Annotated in this window: 15 protein-coding genes and 2 tRNA genes; all 17 read right to left on the reverse strand. The window is 56.7% G+C overall.

Going from position 1 to position 22,415, the window contains the following annotated elements:
- Nucleotide 1: 1 nt before the first annotated feature.
- The 17 genes from KVT34_RS28705 to KVT34_RS28785 all read right to left on the reverse strand — a co-directional run bounded on the left by KVT34_RS28705 (nucleotide 2) and on the right by KVT34_RS28785 (nucleotide 21,985).
- A tRNA-Val gene (locus tag KVT34_RS28705) sits at nucleotides 2-74 on the reverse strand.
- A gap of 22 nt (nucleotides 75-96) precedes the next feature.
- Nucleotides 97-168 (reverse strand) — tRNA-Glu (locus KVT34_RS28710).
- 505 nt (nucleotides 169-673) lie between these two features.
- Nucleotides 674-4,030 (reverse strand): glycoside hydrolase family 2 TIM barrel-domain containing protein, encoded by a 3,357-nt coding sequence (locus tag KVT34_RS28715; RefSeq protein ID WP_217563111.1) that lies wholly within the window; start codon nucleotides 4,028-4,030, stop codon nucleotides 674-676.
- 2 nt (nucleotides 4,031-4,032) lie between these two features.
- Nucleotides 4,033-5,565, reverse strand: a complete 1,533-nt coding sequence (locus KVT34_RS28720; protein ID WP_254635219.1) for an MFS transporter — start codon at nucleotides 5,563-5,565, stop codon at nucleotides 4,033-4,035.
- A gap of 169 nt (nucleotides 5,566-5,734) precedes the next feature.
- Nucleotides 5,735-6,544 (reverse strand): carbohydrate ABC transporter permease, encoded by an 810-nt coding sequence (locus KVT34_RS28725; protein ID WP_009672023.1) that lies wholly within the window; start codon nucleotides 6,542-6,544, stop codon nucleotides 5,735-5,737.
- Nucleotides 6,545-6,565: 21 nt separating this feature from the next.
- Entirely contained in the window at nucleotides 6,566-7,528 is a 963-nt protein-coding gene (locus tag KVT34_RS28730; protein WP_217563113.1) for a carbohydrate ABC transporter permease, read from the reverse strand.
- Between the two features lie 26 nt (nucleotides 7,529-7,554).
- On the reverse strand, nucleotides 7,555-8,823 hold the full coding sequence (locus KVT34_RS28735; RefSeq protein WP_217563114.1) for an ABC transporter substrate-binding protein: 1,269 nt from the start codon (nucleotides 8,821-8,823) through the stop codon (nucleotides 7,555-7,557).
- A 247-nt stretch (nucleotides 8,824-9,070) separates the two neighbouring features.
- Complete coding sequence (locus tag KVT34_RS28740; protein ID WP_217563115.1) at nucleotides 9,071-10,369, reverse strand: response regulator transcription factor; 1,299 nt, start codon at nucleotides 10,367-10,369, stop codon at nucleotides 9,071-9,073.
- Complete coding sequence (locus KVT34_RS28745; RefSeq protein ID WP_254635220.1) at nucleotides 10,366-12,069, reverse strand: cache domain-containing sensor histidine kinase; 1,704 nt, start codon at nucleotides 12,067-12,069, stop codon at nucleotides 10,366-10,368. The genes KVT34_RS28740 and KVT34_RS28745 overlap by 4 nt, the downstream gene beginning before the upstream one ends.
- 171 nt (nucleotides 12,070-12,240) lie before the next feature.
- Nucleotides 12,241-13,815, reverse strand: coding sequence for an aminomethyl-transferring glycine dehydrogenase subunit GcvPB (gene gcvPB / locus KVT34_RS28750; protein WP_217563117.1), 1,575 nt, complete (start codon nucleotides 13,813-13,815; stop codon nucleotides 12,241-12,243).
- 136 nt (nucleotides 13,816-13,951) lie between these two features.
- A complete protein-coding gene (gene gcvPA, locus KVT34_RS28755; RefSeq protein WP_217563118.1) occupies nucleotides 13,952-15,355 on the reverse strand; it encodes an aminomethyl-transferring glycine dehydrogenase subunit GcvPA in 1,404 nt (467 codons plus the stop codon).
- 222 nt (nucleotides 15,356-15,577) lie between these two features.
- Nucleotides 15,578-16,357, reverse strand: a complete 780-nt coding sequence (locus KVT34_RS28760; RefSeq protein WP_217563119.1) for an SDR family NAD(P)-dependent oxidoreductase — start codon at nucleotides 16,355-16,357, stop codon at nucleotides 15,578-15,580.
- Between the two features lie 231 nt (nucleotides 16,358-16,588).
- Nucleotides 16,589-18,340 carry an amylo-alpha-1,6-glucosidase gene (locus KVT34_RS28765; protein WP_217563120.1) on the reverse strand — a complete coding sequence of 584 codons (1,752 nt, stop codon included), beginning with the start codon at nucleotides 18,338-18,340 and terminating at the stop codon, nucleotides 16,589-16,591.
- Nucleotides 18,341-18,671: 331 nt separating this feature from the next.
- Nucleotides 18,672-19,505 carry a carbohydrate ABC transporter permease gene (locus tag KVT34_RS28770; RefSeq protein ID WP_217563121.1) on the reverse strand — a complete coding sequence of 278 codons (834 nt, stop codon included), beginning with the start codon at nucleotides 19,503-19,505 and terminating at the stop codon, nucleotides 18,672-18,674.
- A 21-nt stretch (nucleotides 19,506-19,526) separates the two neighbouring features.
- Entirely contained in the window at nucleotides 19,527-20,417 is an 891-nt protein-coding gene (locus KVT34_RS28775) for a carbohydrate ABC transporter permease (protein ID WP_217563122.1), read from the reverse strand.
- Complete coding sequence (locus KVT34_RS28780) at nucleotides 20,410-20,595, reverse strand: hypothetical protein (protein WP_217563123.1); 186 nt, start codon at nucleotides 20,593-20,595, stop codon at nucleotides 20,410-20,412. Before KVT34_RS28780 ends, KVT34_RS28775 begins: the two co-directional genes overlap by 8 nt.
- Nucleotides 20,579-21,985, reverse strand: a complete 1,407-nt coding sequence (locus tag KVT34_RS28785; protein ID WP_217563124.1) for an ABC transporter substrate-binding protein — start codon at nucleotides 21,983-21,985, stop codon at nucleotides 20,579-20,581. Before KVT34_RS28785 ends, KVT34_RS28780 begins: the two co-directional genes overlap by 17 nt.
- Nucleotides 21,986-22,415: the final 430 nt, after the last annotated feature.

Consider the following 22,415-nt stretch of genomic DNA (forward strand, 5'->3'; position numbering starts at 1 on the left):
GTGGACGCTGACGGGATCGAACCGCCGACCCTCTGCTTGTAAGGCAGATGCTCTCCCAGCTGAGCTAAGCGTCCATATCTTATAGTAGGAATAGAATGACCCGTAGGGGATTCGAACCCCTGTTACCTCCGTGAAAGGGAGGTGTCTTAACCCCTTGACCAACGGGCCTTGATGGTTGTCTTTTTTGGCGACAAGGATTATTGTATCAGAAATTTAAAAGATTACAAGCTTTTTCTTCTATCCAAAATATCCTAGAAATTTCCGCTATATGGGCATGCTGTTTTTGACGGATAAAAACGCAGTTTTCTCCAGTAAAATCAAAGGTTCCGGAGGTCACGATTGAAAAGTGGCAGGAGGTATCCCGATCAACAGATGTAAATGAACGCTGTGATACAGGAACATAAATTCGCATACGCGGACATGATTCTCCTTGTGGCTGACAACCGTCATTTGACGCCAAGCACTGCGCGCTGACGTAAGACGCAGGCATGATTCTCTATTCTTCCAAAGTGCGCGATTCACTGGCTCGTTGCGGCGCTACGCGGCAGCCGTTCAATCCCCACTTATTCTGAGAGTCGATAACATGCGCATGCCCATTAACGGTTAAAGCTTTAAAAAAACACGCCCTTGCTCACAGGAGCATCGGACGTGTTTGGTTGGAAGGGGTTCTTGCTCAGCTTATGCCGCCGGAACGAAGCGCGGCCGCGGTCTGTGCGGGATGCGCATCGCCGGAAACGGGCCCCAGCCGTACCGCAAACCGAAAAGCTTGCGGCTCCAGCACATGCGGCGGAAGCTGCTTCGGCCCGCAGCTGTTGCTGCCCAGCCCGTTCTGCTTGTAATCCAGATGAAGCGTGACATAATCGCGCGGAACGAGATCGCACTCGTGGGAGGCCGCTTCCAGGTCCTCCGGCGTGTAGCGGCTGGCTCCGAAGTCAAAGGACGGCTGTCCGGCCGCCAGAAGCCCGGAGCCCTGCACGCCGCGCAGGTACGCCCAGCGCACATCGGAGCGGTTGCCGCTTTCCTGCGGCTTGACGTACGGAAAGCGCAGGTCGTCGACCGCGGCGTCGTACAAACCCATCCGCGCGGCTTGTCTGCTGTCCGGGTAAGATTCCCCCGGACCGAGCCCGTACCAGGTCACGCGGTCTATGCTGCCGGGCAGCTCCATCCGCAGGCCGATGCGGGGCAGCATATCCGGCGGCGTGCCGTCCGGCTCGCCCTGCACGATCAAGTCCACCGTCCCATCGGGACGAACGGTGTAAGCCCACGTGCAGGAGAAGCCCCAGGCGTACACGGGCGGCGCCGTGCGGATGGAGACACTCACGCGCACGGAACCGTCCGCGAGCCGCTCCCAGCCGCTGCCGCGCACATCGTCGGCCGCCATATGCACGCACGCCTTGCGCCAGTCGGCGACAACGTACATGTCGTTGTCGATCGGTGCGCGCCACAAGGCGAGCCGCGGTCCGCCGCCTTCGGCGATCACCGGGGTGCCCGCGTGCCGCCAGGAGGCGATGCCCCCGCTTCCCCGGTCGAAGACAAGCGTGAAGTCCGCTCCCGTCAAGGTGAGCAGGCGGTACGCTTCTTCGACCCGGATGGCGGCTGCGGCGGCTGCCGGGGCGGGCTCTTGGTTCCCAAGCGCCGCTCCTGCCGCCCCCTTGGAGCAGGCATGAAGCGGAAACTGCGCCCACGCAATCTCGTGGCCTTCCTCCGCCCAAGATGCCGGGGAGGCCAGCACGATGCGCACGGTCAGCCAGTGCTCGGCCGGGCCTTCCTCATCTGCCGCAGGCGCAGGAAGGGCAATACGGAGAATCCCCTCTTCTCCGGCGGCCAGGTCCGGCAGCTCGGCCGGACCTCCGCCAATGAGGCGGCCGTCCGCCTCCAGCTTCCACGTGCAGCGGAAGTTTCCAAGCGAGATAAAATCGTAATGGTTCCGGATAATCAGCTCGGCGCTTCCTTCGTTGTTGCCCGGCTCCCATCCTGTGATCTCTACCGATATCGGTTCTATCGTTTTCTTGTATTCCAACAGACCCGGAGACGGCGTGCGGTCCGGCGTTACGAGTCCGTCGATACAAAAGTTTCCGTTGTTCGGCTGATCGCCGTAATCTCCGCCGTAAGCGAAATATTCGCGGCCGTCCGCTTTTTTCCGCCGCAGACCGTGATCGATCCACTCCCAGACGAAGCCTCCCTGAAGCCTCGGATACGTTCTGAAAAGCTCCTCATAGTGTTGGAGCCCACCGGGGCCATTTCCCATGGCATGGGCATATTCACATAAGATATGCGGTTTGTCCAGCTCCTTCATTTCACCGAATCCCCGCATTTTCTCGGGAGAGGAGTACATGGTGCTGAACACATCGCAGGCTTTCCCTTCGCGGTCCCCTTCGTAATGAACGAGCCTAGATGGATCGTAGGAGCGGCACCACGCGTACATCGCCTCGTGATTGCATCCAAAACCGGATTCATTGCCGAGTGACCACATGATAATCGAAGGGTGATTTTCATCGCGCATGACCATTCTCCGCATTCTGTCCACATAGGCGTGCTCCCACGCCGGATCGGCGCTGAGCCGGTTAGCGTCCCCGATCAGTTCGAAGCCGTGCGTCTCCAGATCGGTTTCGTCCATGACATACAAGCCGTACCGGTCGCACAGGTCGTAAAAGCGCGGGTCGTTCGGGTAGTGAGCCGTCCGCACCGCATTGATGTTGTGCTGCTTCATCATCCGGATGTCCTTCTCCATCGTCTCCGGTGTGACGGTTCTGCCTGTATCGGGGTGATGGTCGTGACGGTTCACTCCGCGCAGACGAATCGCTTTCCCGTTCACGAGCATGAGGCCGCCTTTGACCTCAATGCGGCGGAAACCGGTTTTCAGCGCAGTCGTTTCCAGCACCTTTCCCTCTTCGTCCAGCAGAGTGACGATCAGGTCATACAAATAAGGCGTTTCCGCGGACCATTTGCGGGGTTCCTTGATTTCCGCTTCAATCGTAAATGACCGCTCCTTATCCGTTCCGGCGTTTCCGTCCGTTTTTCCGCTGCCCTCAATCCCGTTTTCCTCCCCCGAGACGATAAGGTTCCCTTCGCGGTCCCGGAGTTTCCAGGCTAAAGTGAATGAACGGCTAGCCGTGTCTGCCGCTGACGCCGTCGGGGTCTGAGAACCGTTCCGGGTCTCGTTTTGCGCGCCGGTTTGTACATCGCTATGGGCCCCGTTTTGTGCGTCGCTTTGTGTACCGATTTGTGTACCTCTTTGAGCATCGGTTTGCGTGCCGGTTTGACCGCCGATCCGCGCAGCGCATCCTGCGGCTTCTGCTACCGTCACAGCCACGCGGAGAAGTCCGTGTCTGCACGCTTCATCCAGCCCGGCGTGTACCCGGATATTTTGCAGATGCAGCTTGGGCCGGGCCGTAAGGACGACATCACGGAATATGCCGCTCAGCCACCACATATCCTGGTCTTCCAGGTAGCTTCCGGCCGACCACTGATAGACCTGCACGGCAAGAACATTCCGTCCGCTGCGGATAAAAGGCGTCAAATCGAATTCCGCCGTCAGCCTGCTCCCTTCGCTGTATCCGGCATACTCCCCGTTCAGCCAGACGTTATAGGCGCTGTCTACACCGTGAAACCGGATAACAATGTCCTTATCCGTCCAATCATCCGGCAGGGTAAATTCTCTCAGGTAACTCCCCGTAGGATTGGCTGCGGGCACACGCGGGGGGTCAACCGGGAACGGGTAGTACAGATCCGTATAATGGGGAGCGCCGTACCCGTGCAGCTGCCAGCAGCTCGGCACAGGAAGCCGGTCCCAGGCGGAGGCGTCGAACTCCGGCTCATAAAAACCGACCGGTGCTTCCTCAGGCGATCCGGTATACCGGAAAGCCCACGTACCGTTAAGAAGCAGCGTCCGGTCCGAACGCTCTTCGGCGTAAGTAAGTGCCTTTTTTTCTTCTCCGTAGGGAATAAAACTGGCCCGAGCCGGCAGTCGGTCCCGCTCCAGCACATCGAGATTTTCCCAATCCCGGCGCTGCAAATGTAGTTCCTTCATATCTATGCTCCTCCTGCTTGGGGCTCACCCCTTAGATTGTCGTTGCGTTTGATGATTAAAGGCAGCACGCGGCTGCGGAAATACATAAAATTCACGATCAGCAGCACGCCCGCAATGAGAAACGGAGTGTGATAATCGCCAGCATTCATAAAAAAACCCGCCGTCATCGTCGACAAAGACGATCCGATACAGCGGAAGACCGCCCGCATTCCCGCGTACAGATTGCGGTCCTCTTCACGCAGCGAAGACATGGTTTCGCTGTCGACCAGATTGCCGAGCAGCGAGAAGCTTCCGCTGCGGAGAACGAGCAAGGCCGCAAATACCGGCGCCGGCTGCGCGATCAGGAGCAGAAGAGCCAGCCCCGCGTTTCCGAGGAACGCGCCGGTAAAGGCGGCTTTCGCTCCCCAGCGCTCCATGATTTTGGGAGCGGCCAGCGAAGCGGCGAACAGCACAAGCCCGTTGACCGTGTACACGTAAGAAATCAGATCGTCGCCCCATGCCGCCCGGAACTTCAGATACACGTTCATAAACGGGCCGATGAACGAGAAAACAAATCCGATCAGGCAGGCGTTGGACGCGAGCAGCCAGAGCGACCGATTGCGGAGCAGGCTGCGGAGCCCCTGCGGCAAACGCGGCACGCGGCCCACAGGTTGCCTCCCGCTTGATATGGGCCGCTTCGCCGGTCCCCTGCGGGACGCGTGCTTCTCCTCGGCGCCACACTCTGCGCTTCCGGATGCGGGCGCTTCCGGCGCTTTCCCCGCTTTGCTGCGGCCGCTGTCTCCGGTCACCTTCCCCTTCGTGTCACGGCCCCTGCTTGCAGCTTCTGCCGCATCACGGCTGTCGCTTTCGGCACCCGCCGCGACTTCGGCCCGCGGACGCAATCCGCTCCCGGATGTATCCGCTCCCGCCTGTTCCGGACGGCCGCCGTCTCCGGGACCGCCCATCGCCGGCGCTCCGCCGCTGTCGCCCGCAGCCCGTTCCGCCGGAAGCAGCCGCAAGCGCAGCAGAGACAGCACCGCGATGCATACGGTGGAAGCATAGAGCGACGGGGCGTGGCCTGCGGCCGAAGCGTCCGCCCGGGAGAGGATTCCGCCGAGCAGATTGCCGAGTCCCGTGAAGGCGGTGAACACCGCGAACATCCCGTGAAAAGCCCGGCTCTCCTCTCGGCGGGAACGGCAGTACCGGAACAGAAGCTGGATTTCCGTTGTCTCGATACACATAAATCCCGCCGATGCGACCGCCTGGGCCGTGTACCAGACCGGTAGGCTGCGTCCGGTAGCGAATAGGGCCGCTCCTGCGGCAACGAGCATCGAACCTGTCAGCAGCATGGGCTTGCGGCCGATTTTTCCCGCAAGCATACCGGCGGGTAATGCACCGATTCCCATGATGAGAATACCCACGGCGGAGATGCTCGCAATCTGGCCGCCGCTTGCGCCAAGCGCCAGCAGGTGAAGATTCAGAGCCAGCGAATAAAGCCCGATTCCGATCCCGTACAGCGCTTCCGTCGCCAGAAACCGCCTGACTCCGGTTGTCATGCTTGAGTTGCTGCTGCGAAAACTAAACACATCTGTCCAATCCCCTTGCTGTCCGAAACTTGCGAGTTAACTTCCTTGCTTACGGTTTTCATTTTGAGAGTACAGCCCTTAATCCCATCCATTCCTGCTTCACAAAAGAAACCTAGGAAGAGTTGCCGCATCCATCGCCTTACTTGATGCCTGTCATCGAAATGCCTTCCACGATATACCGCTGGGCAAGGAAGAACACCGCAAGCGGAGGCAGACAAATAATCGTTGTAACGGCCATAACCGACGTCATGTCGACGCCGAACATCCCTTTAAACTGCGCCAGACCGAGCGTCAGCGTGTACATGCTTGCATCGTTGAGGAAAATGAGCGGCCCGAGATAATCGTTCCACGTGTCCAGCATATTGAAGACGCTGACAAGCACGAGAGCCGGAAACATCAGGGGAATGATAATTTTCGTAAAAATTTTCAGATCCCCCGCCCCGTCGATTTTTGCCGCCTCTTCAAGCTCCGTCGGAATGGTCATAATAAACTGCCTCAGCAGGAAAATGTAAAACGCGGAGCCGAACCAGGAGGGGACGATCAAAGGCTTCAGCGTATTGATCCAGCCCAGGAAGTTAAACTCCATGTAAAGCGGGATCATCGTAACGTCCCAAGGAATCATCATCGTGGCGAGCACGACCATGAACAGGGCGTCCCGGCCCTTGAAGCGGAACCGCGCAAAGCCGTACGCTACCAGGGAGGATGAGATCAACTGGCCGATGTTGCACAGCACGGTAACGGTCAGCGAATTTTTCAGAAACACGTTAAACGGCTGTATCGTCCACGCCTTCGCGAAGTTCTCCCAGTGAAGCTCGGACGGAATCCACTTGGGCGGATACATGTAAACCTCTTCCGGACTTTTCAGAGCCGTCGTAACCAGCCAGAAGAACGGCATCAGGAACAGCAGCGAGAAAAACAGCAGCAGGGCATATGTGAGTACTTTCTTCATGTCTTCACCTCGCAATCGTCTTTACAGCGCTTTGCGCTTCGTTTTCCGGGCTTTGTTCTTCTTCAGTTCACCCTCGTAATAGACGAACATGGAGGTAGAGCGGAAGACCATCATCGTCAGCGCCAGCACGATCACGAACATGACCCAGGCGTTGGCTGCGGAATAACCCATTTTGAAATATTTAAAAGCGTTCTCGTACACATACATTGCGTAAAAGTAAGTCGAATTCAGCGGCCCTCCGCCCGTGAGCGTCAGAGCCAGCGTAAGCTGCTGGAAAGCGGCGATAATCGACGTAATCAGGTTGAACAGCAGGGTCGGCCCCAGCATGGGAAGCGTGATGCGGATAAATCGCTTGAACGCGCCCGCACCGTCCAGTTCGGCGGCTTCGTACAGATCGCCGGGGATATTTTTCAGCCCCGCGAGGAAGATCAGCATCATGGACCCCTGCGCCCATAGACTTGCGGCAACCATCGCGATCATCGACCAGTTCGGCTCGCGCAGCCAATCCGGCCCGGTAATTCCGACCAGAGTCAGGAAATAATTGAGAATGCCGTATTCCCCGCTGTATACCCAAGCCCAAATCATCGCCAGGGCAACGCCCGAGATGACGGAAGGCAGATAGAACACGGTGCGGAAAATACCGCTTCCCCGGACGTTCTGATTGAGCAGAACAGCCAGCAGAAGAGCGATAGCCAGATTCAGCGGCACGAAGATAGCGGCAAACCGGACCGTTACGCCCAAGGAATGCCAGAATAAAGGGTCATTTGTGAACATATTCACATAGTTTTGGAAGCCGACAAAGGTCCGTTCGCCGACAATGGGCCAATCGTAAAAGGAAATGACGAGCGAAAACAGGAGGGGTCCGAGCGTAAAGGCCACGAACCCGATCATCCAGGGAAGAATGAAGAGGAAGGGGGTTAGCCTGCCTCTTCTCCAGATGCTGCGCCGCACGCCTTTTTGAAGCTGCAAGGTGTTCGGTTGCATGGGCTCACTTCCGTTTCCCTAACGGGTTATTTGAAAAACTTTTGCGAATCGCGGACGGCCGTATCCATCGAATCCTGGGCGTTTTGTCCCAGCATAATCGCGTTGATGGCCGACGTTAAGTTGCGGTTGACTTCGTTCCATTTCGGGCTGAGCAGGAAAGCCGGGGTGTTGTCGCTCGCTTCGAGCATCGTGTAGAACGCCTTATACACCGGGTCCTGGTCGAGCTTGTTGCCCTCCACGATGCTTTTGCGCACCGGCAGGTCGCTTGTCCGCAGCTTGATCGCTTCCTCGGAAGCGTAATATTTGATAAACTCCCACGCTTCTTCCTTGTGCTTGGAGTTTTTGGACATCGAGACCGCGGATTCGGCGATTACGCCTTTAACCGGCTTGCCCGGGAAAACAGGCATGGAAACCGTTCCGACATCGACCTTCGCCTCCTTGAAGCCGTCCAACGGCCAGATGCCGCTCTCCCACATGGCGATTTTGCCCGCTTTGAAAATGTCGTCCCCCGACTGCTGGTTCTTGCCGCCGACGATTACGGCCGTCTTGGATTTGACGAGGTCGCCGATCATGCCGATCGCCTCGACCGCCGGCTTGCCGTTCATGTAGCCTTCGATCGTTTTGCCGTCATCCGAGATAAAGCTGCCGCCGTTGCTCCAGACGATTCCCTGAAGATCGTACGGATCGTTCTCCGCACGGACTCCGAAGCCGTACTGCTTTTTGGCCGGATTCGTCAGCTTCTGGGCTGCGCTTTTGAATTCGTCCCACGTCCAGCCTTCTTTAGGCTGAGGAACGCCCGCTTCGTCAAACAGCTTTTTATTGTAGTACATCACCCTTGTCGTAAACCCAGCCGGTATTCCGTAAGCGGTTCCATCGATTTTGACGTAATTGAGCAGTCCCGGGTAAAAATCGTCCTGCTTTAGCGCGCTATCGCTTTTCATCCGCTCATCCAGAGGTTCGAGGTTTTTGTAATACGTCGGAAAATCCCACATGTACATCACGTCCGGCGCATTGTTGGCCCCGATGGAAGCGGCCAGCTTCTGATCGAATCCGTCCCCGTAAGCTTCGACCTGTACCTTAACGTTCGGATGCTTCGCTTCGAAGTTTTTGGCAATCGTTTCCTGGATTTTGAGCAGATCCCCGGTATCCCAGGTCGCGAAGCGCAGCGTCACTTTGCCGCCGCCGGCGCCGGAGTCTCCTCCCCCTTGGGTTTCTCCCTGCTTGGAGCCGCAGCCCGAGAGGGCAAGGACGGTAACCATCGATCCGGTAAGCGCGAGAACGAGCGTCTTTTTCATAAAGTTCCCCCCATAAACATCTTAGGTGTGATGAGATGAATGCGTTGAATTGACTTCAGTTTACGGCAAATAAAGCGTTTTCAAAACGGAAGAATGTTCGAAAAAAAGTGCCGCTTTGCCCGCTCACCGCGCAGCTCATGAGGAAGGTGCCAATCCGTCCGGCGCGAGGGGGTGTTTTTATCCGGCGATCCGTTACCGGGGAAAAAAAGAAGGTTTCCCTTCCGGGAAACCGCACGGACAGAAACGGCTAGCGAGTGTCCGTCATCCGCCGTTCCGTGCGGTAATGACTCGGGGTCTGACCCGTGCAGCGCTTGAACCATTTGCTGAAATATTTCGCATCCGGCATGCCTACCCGGTCCGCGATGTCCTGCACGGTCAGCTTCGAGGCGGCGAGCAGCTCCGAAGCGATGCCCAGCTTCGTGCGGCAGGTGAACGCCACGAAGCTTTCGCCCACCACGCGCTTGAACAGCGTGCTGAAATGGCTGCGGCTCAGGCCCACCTCATGGGCCGCTTCCGCGACGGAGAGCTGCGAGTCCGCCTGCTCGACGATCAGGCGCACCGCCGCCGCAATCGGCTCGGGCCACTCGCCGATGCGCACGCGGTGGCGCGTCTCCAGCTCGATGCGCCCGTGCAGGCTGCGCACCTCCGCCAGCCAGCCGGACGCGCCGGCGAACGCCGCGCCCTCCGTCCAGCGCAGCTGCGAGTCCGCCGCTTTGAGCGCGCACAAGCGGGCGTTCCACGCCTGCCGCTCTCCCTGCGGGACGAGCAGCAGCACATGCTGCCCGCTGAGGGCGGCCACCGCGCAGAGGCCCGCGGAGGCCAGCCCGGCGGCCAAGCGCGCGGCGCAGGTAGCCGGGCCCGGTGTGGCCGTGGCGCCAAGCGCTTCCGCTTCGGCAGATGCCGGGCCGCCGCCGTCCACGCAGGCTCCGCCGCGGTCGCTTCCTTCTCCGCTGCCGCTCTCGCCGCAGCCGATCAGATAAGGCACCGTCGGCTCGCGCATCCACCGCCACTGCCCGTCGAGCAGCCTTTCCAGCTCGGCGGGAAAACGGTCCCGGATGCCGTGCAGCCATTCGCGGATCGCTCCTTCCACGTCTACGGACTTGTCCGCGTCCGACACCTCGGCTCCCCCGGACTTTGCGGGCGCCTGCTGTCCGGGCCTGCGGAGCTCGCTGCGGAAGCCTTCCAGGTAGTCTCCCAGCTCCTCGTCGCTGAAATCGGTTTTGAGCAGATAGCCGGACGCGCCGTACTTAATGCCCTGCTTGGCATATTCGAAATCGCGGTGGCAGCTGAGCAGCAGCGCTTTTGTCCGAGGGGCGTACTCCTTGATCTTGCGGATCAGCTCGATTCCCGTCATCCCGGGCATCACGATGTCCGTAATGACCACCTCCGGCTCGTGCTCCAAAAAAGCCTCCCAGGCCCGGGTCCCGTTCGGCGCATCCGCCACTACTTCCATTCCATAGCGTTCCCAGGGCACCGTGCTGATCAGCCCCCTGCGGATAATCACTTCATCGTCGGCAATCAGTACGCGTATAGTCGTATCGCTCATCCCGTTTCCTCCTCCTTCGGAAGCTTAATCCCGATGCATGTTCCTTTTCCCGGCTCCGACTCTACATCCAGCCCGTATTTATCGCCGAAATGCAGCTTGATCCGCTGATCGACATTATAGATGCCGATGCTGCGCTTCTTGCGGCCGACCGCATCTCCCGGATCGGACAGAAGCTGCCGGGCCGCCTCGGGTTCCATTCCCTTGCCGTCGTCGCACACACTCAGCCGGATCGCCTTTCCCTCTTCACGCACTTTAATTTCGATCTTGCCCGCTCCGTCTTCGAACGCGTGAAAAAAAATATTTTCCACCAAAGGCTGCAGAGTCATCCGCGGAATGCGGACCTGGTCCAGGGAGATTTCCCCCGTATCGATACGGTAGCCGAACACATGGCCGAACCGGTATTCCTGGAGATTCATGTAATGATGAATCACATCCAGCTCCTCCTTCAAGGTTACCAGCTCACGGGTGTAGTTCAGGTTACCGTCGAGTACCTTGGTCAGATGCAGAATCATCTGCTGCACCTCGGCATTGCCGGCAATCCGCGCTTTCCACTGGATAGAAGCGAGCGTATTGATCAGCAGATGGGGGTTGATCTGATGGTGAAGCGCCCGGAGCTCCGCTTCTTTTTTCTGCCGCTCCACGCGTTTGACCTCTCCGAACAAATCCTGTAGCTGGACAACCATGTGATTGAAGCTCCGGCCCAGACGCCCGATTTCATCTTCGGAATCGACGACGATTCGGGTATCCAGTCGCCCGAGCGAGACGTCCCGGATGGAATCTTTCATTTTTTTAATCCGGCTCAGGAAACGCAGCGAACTGAAGTACGCCAGAACGAAAGCCAACAGAATGGACAAACTGACGGCCGTAAACGTAAATGTCCGGATCAGCAGAGACGACTGGTAAAACTGTTGGTACGGCGTCCGCACTTCGATTTTCCAATCGGTTTCCTCCGACTGCTTCGTCCAGACGACATCGTCGTCACGCTTTGTGTAAGCCTTCGCCGTCTGATACAGAATGCGCCCTTGATCCGATATGGTCAGGAAAGCTCCCGTATCCCGCTCGTACTCGTGGAACATATCCAGCAGCTTTTCGGCTTTCACTTCAATCAGCACCTTTGCATCCTCCAGCGCCCCGACCTGATTGTGAATCTGGAAAAGCAGGCCGATCACTTTTTCGCCCGGAACGTTGGAAGTGCCGCTGTACTGCTTGGGCTCGTAAATGCTGAACCGGTATCCCGTGCGCTCCTCGCCGAACCAGGGGCTTTCCTCCACGAGATCCGTATTGGCGATGCGCTCGCCGTAATAATAGCCGGACTTCGTCAGGATAAAAATGCCTTTCGTATCCAGCGTTTTATGGGCTTTTAAATACTGTTCGAGCTGCTGCTCTTCTTTAAAGCCCAAATAAGTCGTTGGAATCTCCTCATGCAGAACCGTAAAGTTAGGATCCAGCAGGTAGGACAAAATATCTCCGACGGTATATTTCATCTGAGCCAGCGTCGAATCGATCTGTACCTGCAGCTGGGATACCGTATTTTCCCCGTAACGCCCAAACTGCTCGTTTATCGTCTGCGAAGACTTGGTATACAGCACGTAGCCCAAAGACAACAGAGGGATAATGGCGACCAGCAAAATCAGCAGCACCAGCTTCCCCTGCAGGCTCCGGCGCAAACGAATCGGCAGTAGGCCCAGGTGTCTAAACAACGTAATCTCCCCCGCATGCAGTAAAGTAAGCGCTTCCGTAAAATGATTATAGCACGGGAAGGCTGTGTGCACATGCCTCCCCGCGCTCTATGGAGTTTGAAATATAACCCAGCCGCGCTCACTGCCTGAGCGTCGTCAGTAACGGTTCCCCGTATCCATGGGCAGTACCCTTCAACGGGCGGCCCCGGCCGGCTGTGTCTTTTTGAGATAGGACCGCCACGTAATGCACCACTCTTTGGGATCGTCGAAGCTGGATTCGTCGATGCGGTGGACGGTGCTGTTGTGGGGAGCGCTTTTCACGATCTCCGGATTTTCGTAAGCTTCCTGCGAAATATGGCGCAGCGCATCCAGATACTCGTCAAGATCTTCTTTGGAGTACGATTCCGTCGGCTCCAATGTGAACGGCTGCGGAACGATATACGGATGATGACTGGTCCAGTAATGGAGCCCGAAATCGCACATTCTGCGCTGGACATCCTCGGTCGTCACGCCCGTCTCCTTCGTCAGCTGTTCCCAGCTGTAGCGTACCTGTTCCAGACGTCCGCCTTCTACATACGGGGCGCTGGCGCCTCTGATTTTCAAAATGTTCGCATACAAATAGTTATTGTTGAGAACGGCTGTTTTGGCCACGTCCAGCAGCCCTTCGGGCCCCAGCGCGCGAATCCAGGCATACGAACGGAGCACCGTTTGAGCCACCCCGTGGAACATCCGTACCTTGCCGATGCTTTCCGGGGTTTCCCCGCTCAGGCTGTAGCGGCTGCCGTCGTATTCCACGACGGGGCCAGGCAGGAACGGCGCCAGCTGCGCCGTCACCCCCAGCGCTCCGGTTGCGGGTCCTCCGCACATATGAGGCGCCGCGAACGTCTTGTGCAGGTTGAAGAAGCACATATCGAAACCTGCTTCTTTCGCCCGCGCAATGCCGAGCAGCCCGTTCGCGTTGGCCTGATCGTAGAAGCAGATTCCGCCCGCTTCATGCACGACGTCCGTAAACTCGCGAATCCGGGGATTGAAGATTCCGGTGTCTTCTGGGTTCGCCACGACAAAACCTGCCGTCCTCTCGGACACCGCGTTCTTCAGCGCCTCCAGATCCGGGAAGCCGTCCTTGTCCGGGTACAAGGTGATGATTTTGTACCCTTTTACCGCGGCGGTTGCGGCCTGGGACGGATGCGAGAATATCGTCGTGATGATCTCGTCGCGCTTCTCGCCTTCCCCGTTCGCATCATGGTAAGCACGGACGATGGACGCCATGGCGAACAGCGCCTGTGTTCCGCTGCTCGGCTGAAAGGAGAACCGGTCCATGCCCGATATTTCCCTCATCGCCAAGTCGAGGCCGTGATAGATTTCAAGCATGCCCTGTACGGTATCCGGATCCTGCAGCGGATGAAGGTCCATCATTTTGGGGCTGCGGATAAGCATCTCGTTGATTCGCGGAATGTATTTCATGGTGCAGGTGCCCTGGCCGATTTCGACGTTGAAATCGGACCCCAGCGTTTCCTGCGACAGGCGAAGGTAATGCCGCAGCACTTTGGCCTGGCCGATCTCGGGAAGGGCCGGGGCCGTTTCTCTGCGCATGGACGCCGGCAGGGCGGACAGTCCGTCGCCTACCTCGGCTTCCACCTCCGGCTCCGCAGCCGGTACCAGAATCCCCCGCTCGCCCGGACGGTGCAGTTCGAATAGGACAGGCTCATCCCATTTCGCCTGGTGGAACTTGCGGACCTTGCTGTTTCGTTCGATTCGTTTGATCATGGTTGCCGGTATCCCCTCTCATCGGTGGTTGAATCTATAGGTTGGTTCTATTGCTCGGCTATTGATTGGTTCTATTCATTGATTCTATTGATTGGTTCTATTAACCGGTTTCAATAGTAGGTTCTATGGCTTGGTTCTACCTGTCGGCCCGCCCCAGCACTTTTTTCAGCGCCATCGCGAGGGTATCGATATCCTGCTTAGTGTGAATCTCCGTGACACAGTACAGCGCGCACTGTCCCCATTCCGGGAACTCGGCCGACAAGTCCTTGCCTCCGAAAATATTCTCTTCCAGCAGCAGCTTATTGATCTCCGCCACGCTTTTTCCGGTGGAATTAAAGTCAACGACAAATTCCTTAAACGTGGACGCGCTGAATTTCATGCTGACTCCCTCGATTTCGGACAGCCGCTTCTTGGCGTACTCCGCCTGCTGAACGATGGTTTGGCCCACTTCAAGCATGCCCTGCGGCCCCATCAATGCCAGATAGACGCCTGCCGTGATCCCCCACAGCGCAGTCTGCGTGCCTACGGACTCTTTCCCTTTTTCCCGCTTCGCAAAAGAAGTGCGCTCATACGCCACATCCCCGAAGCCGTACTCGCCTTCCACCGAAGTCGGCGCTATACCGAACAGGCGTGACGGGTATTCCATCACGTAAGCTTCTTCGTCACGCGAAGCGATGAAACCCGCCTGGCCTCCGCCGTAGTTCATGCGGATACCGAGAGGCTGCAGGTCGCCGCATACAAGGTCCGCGCCATAGCGGGATGGCGGCTTCAGGACGCCCAGCGAGATCGGGTCCACGCCGACCACAAACACCGCGCCCGCTTCCTTCGCGAGCTTGCCGATCGCTTCCCCTTGTACCTCGATATGACCGAGGTAGGAAGGGTTCTCGATGTAGACGGCCGCGGTGTCCGGGCTCAACTTGCTCTGCAGATCGCCCAAATCCAGCAATCCTGTCGCGGGGTCGCAGCCGACAAGGGTGCAGCGGATTTGCGGCGACAGGTAGTTGCGGATGATTAGCAGCCGGTCCGGATGGGTCGTCGCCGGCAGCAGCACCTCGCTGCGGCCGTTCATGCGAGCCGCCATGCGAAGAGCGGTGGAAGCCGCCTGAGCCCAATCGAACGTCGGCACGTTGACGACGTCCATGTCGACCAGCTCGGCCAGAAGGCTCTGATACTCGAACAGCGCCTGAAAGCGCCCGTGATCCTCGTACGGCTCTCCCGCATATGCGGTCACGAACTCCGAACGCTGGCTGATCTCGTCGCATACCGCAGGCACATAATGCTGCCAGCAGCCCGCTCCGAGGAAGTTGAGGCGCTCCCGCGCATGAAGATTGCGGTTCAGCAGCGTTTCGATGTGGCGCTGCAGTTCGTATTCGTTCAAAGCCGGACCGATTTGAAGCGTGTCGCGGTAGCGCAAAGATTCCGGTACCATGCGGTACAGCTCTTCGATAGAAGCCGCTCCGATCACTTGGAGCATCTCCTTTTGTACGTCGGATACCGTGTTCGGTATATATGGATGGGATGAAGACTGCCTGGTTGCCATCGGTAAACCTCCCTGTGTCTGCTGAATGATGGAATAATAGAATCCTGATGAAAAAGTTCGGGGTAACTTGCCGATAAAAAATCGCTCATGTGCGAGATTTAATCGCAAAAGCTTTTTTCTATACCGCCGGTATCACAGATCGTACTGATCAGTCGATGTTCAAGCATTTGCCCGTGCCCAAGCTCTCAAGCTCAATCCCCCAAATTCTTTGCCGCAAAAAACTTATGCCAACCCTCCGCCGTCCACCACAAGAACCGATCCGGTAACCCACGCGGACATCCCGCTTGCGAGGAACAGCACCGCATTGGCAATGTCCTGAGGCGTTCCCAGCCTGTTCAGCGGACGCTCCGCGGAAGCTACGAGGAAGCTTGCCTCGTCCCGGCTCAGCTGCTTGGCTTCGTCGCGCAGAAGCGGCGTATCCGTATCCCCCGGACAGACGCAGTTTACGCGGATTCCGGCAGGGCCATGGTCAATCGCCATCCCGCGGGTCAGGTTCACTACGCCTGCCTTAGCCGCGCAGTAAGCGGCCGCCTGATCGCCGCCTTTCAGTCCCCAGCCCGATCCCGTGTTGATAATGCTTCCGCCGCCGTTCTTCTCCATTACCGGGATCGCGTATTTGGACAGAAGGAAGGTCCCTTTCAAGGAAACGTCGATCACGAGATCCCACTGCTCTTCCGTCAGTTCCACGACGGTTTTCCGCCGAATCACGCCCGCATTGTTGAAAACGATATCGATCCGGCCCGTCTCCCGGACCGCCGCTTCGACTGCCGCTTGACAGTCTTCCGATCGCGTAACGTCGCACGAAATATAACGGGCGAAATGCCCCTGCTCCGTAAGAAGACGCTCGGCTTCGCGGCCTCCGGTTTCGTTCATGTCCAGCAGCATCACCTTGGCCCCGTTAGCTGCCAGCGTTTGAGCGGCCGCAAGACCGATTCCCGAAGCGGCTCCCGTTACCAGGGCCGTTTTGCCGGTTAAATCCAGCGGTGAAGTGTTCGTTGTCATCCGATTTACCCCCTTGGTGTGTGCTTTATTGGTTGGTTTTCTTGCTTGGTTTTCTTGCTTGGTTTTCTTTGTTGGTATGCTTTATTGGTTGGTTAGCTTCTTGCTTGGTATGTTTTCGTACCTGATTTGCTTCTTGCCTGATTTGCTTCTTGCCTGGTTTGCCCCTTGCTTTCGTGCCCGTATCGCTCCCGTTCCCGTTTTAACCGTCACGGAGGCGCAAGGCAGCCATCCTTACTGCCCCGGACTGTCCGCGGACGCCCCGGAAACCATCTCTTCTTCCCTGCATCTGCCGGCCAGCAGAAGGAACACGCTCGACGTCCACGTGAACGCCCGGTCGCGCAGCCCCTCACCGGTTACGGCGTCGAAATTCTCCGCCATACCGGACTTCGCCGCCATGCGGCAGAACTTGCGGGCCAGCTCCGAGGCAAACTCCTCGTCGCCCGCTCCGCGAATCCCTTCCACGAGCAGCATCGTGGAAGGGGCCCAGATCGGGCCGCGCCAGTAGCCGTCCGCCGCATAGTACGGGCTGGAGGTGCTTTCCGTCGCCAGCCCGTTGCCGGTCAGGAACCGGTCCGGCTGCTTCAAATCCGCGATCACCTTCTCGCGGATAGGGCCGGGGAGCCGGCTTCCCAGCACGATCGGGACGTACGACAGCAGGCTGTCTCCGGCCGAACGCTCGTGCGAACCGGAACGCATGGCTGTGAAGCGGCCCTCTTTCTCGTCCCAGAAGTGTTCGATCAGCTTTAGAAGCAGCTCGTTTGCCCGGGCCGACCAGCGCTCGGACTCTTCATCCAGGCCGAGCCTCTGCGCCGCGGCGGCCAACACTTCCATCTGGATGACCAGAAACGCCGAAAGATCCGGACTCTCCACGGGAATATCGGTCAGGAACGCCGTGCTGTTGTCCCAGCCGCTGTCGTTGCCGTGGTTGTACTGCGGAATTCCGTCTCCGTCGTCATCTCGGTACCGGAACCACCACGTCGTCCATTTGCCGAGCGGTTCGTATATTTCCCGAAGCCGCTCATCCGTGACCGCCGACGAATTTTCCATCATCCAGTTCAGCGTCCACCCGTGAATGGGCGGTTTGCAGCAATTCCAGAGCGCATATTTATCGTTTAAAAAGTCCGGCAGCATTCCGCTTTCATCCTGCCGGTCAAAAAATATAGCAAACTGATCCCAGGCTAAATCCGGGTTCGTTCCGGCCAGCGCCATCGCATTGAAGCAGTGATCCCAGCTCCAGATGTTCGTCATCCAGTTCTTGGACATGTACATCGCGGGACGGGATAAATAGCCGTCCGCGCGTACGACGCAGGACCACGTAATATAGGCAGCCAGCGTCCGGGCCTCTTCCCAATCCTCCGGCGTTCGTATCGTGCGGGAGAGCCACTGATCCCAGTCCTGGCTCGCCATAGCTTCGGCCTCTTCGTAAGAGTACCCGTCGCGCTGTCCGGGGACCGTCCGGTATTCTTCGAGAGACAGATCGAACGACTGACTTTCTTCGCCGGGAACCATCACGAAAGCAATATGCTTGGCACGGAGTCCGCCCCAGACCACATCCGGCTCCAAATGGCCGAGCAGCGGCGAAAGCAAGATCCGGACCTCCCGCGAAAAGCTGTTAAGCTCCCATCCTCTTTCCCGGTAAGGCAGCGCGTAGTCGTAGGCGCTAAGCTCCGCCGTCAGCTTCAGTCCGATCCCTTCGCCCTTGACACGGATGCAGTCCGGCTCCGGTATGCACCATTCCATCCAGCCGGCTCCGCTTTCGAGACGGACTCTGACGGGGGAAGCCTCCACCCTGTAGTCAGCCAACGCCTCCCCGCTCTTCGGATCAATGGGGGTGATGCCGAACAGGACACCGGCCTGCTCGTCGCCCCCGCGGATCATTCGTACGTAAAGCCCTTCGCTGCGTTTATCGCTCTTCGGCAGTCTCGATAAGGCAAAATAGGAACCAAAGCGGCTGAATGGCACCACAGACAGATCGAAATTCATAGTTGCAGCCCCCCGTTGCTCCTTGGATTCGTAGTTCCCGCTCATGAAGAGAGCGTTTACATAAAATTGTACCGGAAAGAGCAGATTCCCCACACCGACGCTTGTTGGTATCTTCGTGTCATTTTGCACCTGCAGCGCCGCGGTTTTTAGCCGAGGGCTCCAAAGGTGTCATTTTGTATGCGGAGATTCGTCTTTTTGTTCACTGCTGCCCTTTAGTCCTAACAAATAAAAAAACCGCCCGGAGGCGATCAACCTCTGCGACGGTACCTTTTAAATGCGAATGCTTATAAGATCCGGTCTCTCTTGTTAGCGGCCGCTGCTGTCGGTCCTCTTATCCTTTTGTTCCTCCCTGCAGCCCGAATCCTTTTGACATGAATCTCTGGGACAGCACATACAGAATGACGGACGGAATGGCATACAGCACCGAAAACGCCGCCAATTTGCCGTAGTCGGCCATGCCGTATTGCCCGAAAAACTGGTACAACTTCAAGGATACCGGGAAATTTTCAGGAGACTGTAGAAGGATATACGGAACGAAGAAGTTCCCCCAGCTTCCCGAAAACGTAAAAATCGCTACCGTACAAATGCCGGGAACCATTAACGGCGCCACCACCTTGCGGATACCTGTAAACACGGACGCCCCGTCAATCCAGGCCGCTTCTTCCAGTTCGCTCGGCACGGAATCCATGAAGTTTTTCAACATCCAGATGCCGTACGGCATGGACGAAGCCGCGAAAAATAAGATGACGCCAAATAGATTGTCATACAGCTTGGCGGTCAGGAACAATTGATACACCGGAACCATAACCGCCGTAATCGGAAGCGAAGTCATGAACAACACGGTAAGCATAAACGGTTTTTTATACTTTAATTGATAGCGGGACAAGGGGTAGGCCGCAAGCAGGGCCAGTATAACGACGAGGACGGCTTGGCCCAGAGACATGATCAGGCCGATCATATAAGCGCGCTGATTTTCCGGGTTGGTCATCACCTCCGCATAATTCGTCGCGGTTAGCCGCTCGGGAACTTTAAGCGACTGCATCGCATTGGAATCGACGGATGCCACCAGAACCCACAAAAGGGGCAGAATAAAACAGATGCCGATGAAAACAAGAATCGTATAAGGCAAGATGCGATACATCCATTTACGCTGGCTCGTATTCATACGGTATTCTCCCTTGTAAGTTTACTCTTTCATCGCACGGATATAGAACAGGCTAAGGATGATGCCGAGAAGCAGCAGGAGCAGCGATATGGCCGTCCCGTACCCGAGCTGATAATTCACGAACGCCTGGTTGTACATAAAAATAGGCAGGGTCGTCGTCGAGGTTCCCGGTCCTCCCCCGGTCATCGCATAGATGAGCCCGAATACGCCCAAGGTCTGCAAAGTAACCAGCATCATATTGGTGGTTAAGGTTCCTTTTATAAGGGGCAAAACTATTCTCGTCAGAATCTGCCACCTGGACGCACCGTCAACAACGGCCGCCTCTTCGATCTCCGCAGGCACATCGTCCAGCGCCGCTTGAAAGACGAGCATGGAAAATGCCGTGCCGTGCCAGATGTTAGCCAGAATAATCGTAATCATCGGAACGGTATACAGCCATGCTACGACCGGAATACCGAAAAACGCCAAGATGGCATTCAAAGTCCCCTCATCCCCGAAAAAGCTGTACAAACATAAGGCGCAAACAATCTCGGGGGTCACCCAGCCTGCGAGGACGATGGTTCCGATCACCCGCCGGAAATGCTTATTTTTGTGCTTCATCAGAAGCGCAATCAGAAAGCCCAGCACCTGCTGTCCGATAACGGCCGATCCGATCAGAAAAACGAGCGTGTTCCAGATGCTGATCCGGACCGTAGGATCTTGAAACATCCGCACATAGTTATCGAATCCGGTAAACTTCAGCTCTTTCGCGGCTTCCCCCGTCAACGCCAGATTCGTAAAGGAATAATAAAAGGTCAGCAAAATCGGATAAATAAAAAACACCAGCATAATCGCTATCGAAGGAAGCAAAAAATAAAACCACGAAGAGGTTCGTTTTTTCCTATAAAGGTCTTGGACCGCCATACTACTCATCCGCATCCCCCTCCCGCACTTTAACTGTACAAAAAACCTGCCCAGGCTTGGTCCAGACAGCCGGCGCGCTCAGTGGCGTCACATGACGGTAGTCACCCGTTTTTTTCCCGTCCTCCCAGCCGTCTTCCGCATAGGCCTGAGCAGGCACCCTGACTGACGTTTTACTTTTCCATGACATGCTCCGCGCCGGCAATCCGGGTTACATCTTGCGTATATTTATTTAAAGCGGCCGCGGGCGCTGTCCCCGTTGCCACCGATTCGACCATCGTTTGAATCTGAGTGGACACTTCCGGATATTTATCCTGCGCGGGCCTAAACTCGGCGTTCTTCAAATATTCGGTCGCCAGCTCATTAAACGGCATTTTCGTGTACCCCGGATCTTTCGCTACGTCTGCCCGGACCGTTATATTGCCGGAAGCGATCACGAGCTTCTGCGTATTCTCTTTATTCAGCGCGTATTTAATAAAATTCCACGCCTCGTCTTTATGCTGCGCATTACTCGGGATCGACAAGGCCCATCCTCCGGCTAGCGTGATCGAACCGGGGGCCTGACCATTGCTTGTCGGCATGGGCGCAAACCCGAGCACATCTTTATAAGCCGGCCAAGGTGCGGCTCCGCCCTCCAGATAATTGCCGGTAATCCAGGACCCGTCGAGGGAAATCGCGAGCTTGCCCTTCGGCAAATATTCACGCGTAGCCGTGTTTCCGGCCTGGCCGTTCAGCACTTTGGACAGCGGCGGTCCGAGCTTTTCCTTCGTCACCGTTTCGATAAAACCAAGCGCGTCCAGAATCCCCTGGCTCTTTACAATCCATTTTCCGCTCGCATCGTCGTACAACCTCTCTCCGGTACCGTAGAGAAGCATTTCGTAAGTCTGCATCGAAGTCGCTTCTCCCGTAGCCTTGCCCATATTCATCCAGATCGGAACCACATCCGGCGCTTTCTCCTTGATTGTCCTTGCCGCGTTCAAAACCTCATCCCAGTTTTTAGGCTGCCAGTTCTCGGGAAGCCCTGCTTTCTTGAAAATTTCCTTGTTATACCACAGTCCCCTCGAATCCGTATTGTAAGGGACTCCATATACCTTGCCATCGCTTGCGGTTACCCCTTTTTTCATAGCTTCGATAAAAGAGCCGTTTGTCCAATCTTCCCACCCCTTCAACCTGTCATCCAACGGTTCCAGGTATCCCGCACTCGCATCCGAGTTTAGAATGAACGTGTCCTCCGTCACAATATCCGGTGCCGTATCCTTCGATTTCAGTGCCAAGGCTATCTTGGCAAAATAATCTCCCTCAGACGCCTGAATCGGGGTCGGCTTGATTTCCACGCTTTTATCCGGATAACTGGCCGCCGTTTCCTTGATCCATTTAAACAGAGCACCTTGCTCGCCAATTCCATCGTCTCTATAAGTAATGGTTATCGTTTTTTTAGCGGCCGGGGAATTTCCCGCGTCCTTTCCCGTCTGGGTCGGTCCCGGTGTCGTTTTTACGCTTTGGCCGGAACATCCGAACAATAACGCCGAACTTAACAAAACCGCCGTGACACTCCACTTCTTTCTTCCTCCGTCTGCCATGGCTTGCCCTCCTTATTTTTGGATACAGCTGGCTGCTTCAGACAAAAATTTTTAAGCGCTTACAAAAAGGTTTATTTCACTATATTTTAATAATCCGCTAAAAAGAACTGTTATTTATTATTATCACGGAAAAGTAAAAGCCGTACCCCTATAAGTCGGAGAAACGGCTGGCTTGCAGAATGAACAAGTATGGAGGATGGAAGGGCAAAAGGAGATGACTGAGGAAAGAGAGGTGAGAGCACGGATACGATCGAATTGACTTTTCATGGACGGCAACCCCGCGGGTCCGTCTCTTCGACTGTGCCTGCTTTTGAAAGCATCAAAAAAAGAGCCTCTCGGCTCTTGGATGTATGTATGGCTCCCCGAACAGGACTCGAACCTGTGACAACTCGATTAACAGTCGAGTGCTCTACCAACTGAGCTATCAGGG

The organism is Paenibacillus sp. GbtcB18, from assembly GCF_019091125.1.
GTDB classification, from domain to species: Bacteria; Bacillota; Bacilli; order Paenibacillales; family NBRC-103111; genus Paenibacillus_F; species Paenibacillus_F chitinolyticus.

Bases quoted from the DNA above. Each gene is read 5' to 3' on its own strand.
- gcvPB (WP_217563117.1), bottom strand. From the start codon at position 13,815: ATGATCAAACGAATCGAACGAAACAGCAAGGTCCGCAAGTTCCACCAG.
- KVT34_RS28715 (WP_217563111.1), bottom strand. From the start codon at position 4,030: ATGAAGGAACTACATTTGCAGCGCCGGGATTGGGAAAATCTCGATGTG.
- KVT34_RS28725 (WP_009672023.1), bottom strand. From the start codon at position 6,544: ATGAAGAAAGTACTCACATATGCCCTGCTGCTGTTTTTCTCGCTGCTG.
- KVT34_RS28760 (WP_217563119.1), bottom strand. From the start codon at position 16,357: ATGACAACGAACACTTCACCGCTGGATTTAACCGGCAAAACGGCCCTG.
- KVT34_RS28770 (WP_217563121.1), bottom strand. From the start codon at position 19,505: ATGAATACGAGCCAGCGTAAATGGATGTATCGCATCTTGCCTTATACG.
- gcvPA (WP_217563118.1), bottom strand. From the start codon at position 15,355: ATGGCAACCAGGCAGTCTTCATCCCATCCATATATACCGAACACGGTA.
- KVT34_RS28740 (WP_217563115.1), bottom strand. From the start codon at position 10,369: ATGAGCGATACGACTATACGCGTACTGATTGCCGACGATGAAGTGATT.
- KVT34_RS28785 (WP_217563124.1), bottom strand. From the start codon at position 21,985: ATGGCAGACGGAGGAAGAAAGAAGTGGAGTGTCACGGCGGTTTTGTTA.
- KVT34_RS28780 (WP_217563123.1), bottom strand. From the start codon at position 20,595: ATGTCATGGAAAAGTAAAACGTCAGTCAGGGTGCCTGCTCAGGCCTAT.
- KVT34_RS28775 (WP_217563122.1), bottom strand. From the start codon at position 20,417: ATGAGTAGTATGGCGGTCCAAGACCTTTATAGGAAAAAACGAACCTCT.
- KVT34_RS28720 (WP_254635219.1), bottom strand. From the start codon at position 5,565: ATGACAACCGGAGTCAGGCGGTTTCTGGCGACGGAAGCGCTGTACGGG.
- KVT34_RS28765 (WP_217563120.1), bottom strand. From the start codon at position 18,340: ATGAATTTCGATCTGTCTGTGGTGCCATTCAGCCGCTTTGGTTCCTAT.
- KVT34_RS28735 (WP_217563114.1), bottom strand. From the start codon at position 8,823: ATGAAAAAGACGCTCGTTCTCGCGCTTACCGGATCGATGGTTACCGTC.
- KVT34_RS28730 (WP_217563113.1), bottom strand. From the start codon at position 7,528: ATGCAACCGAACACCTTGCAGCTTCAAAAAGGCGTGCGGCGCAGCATC.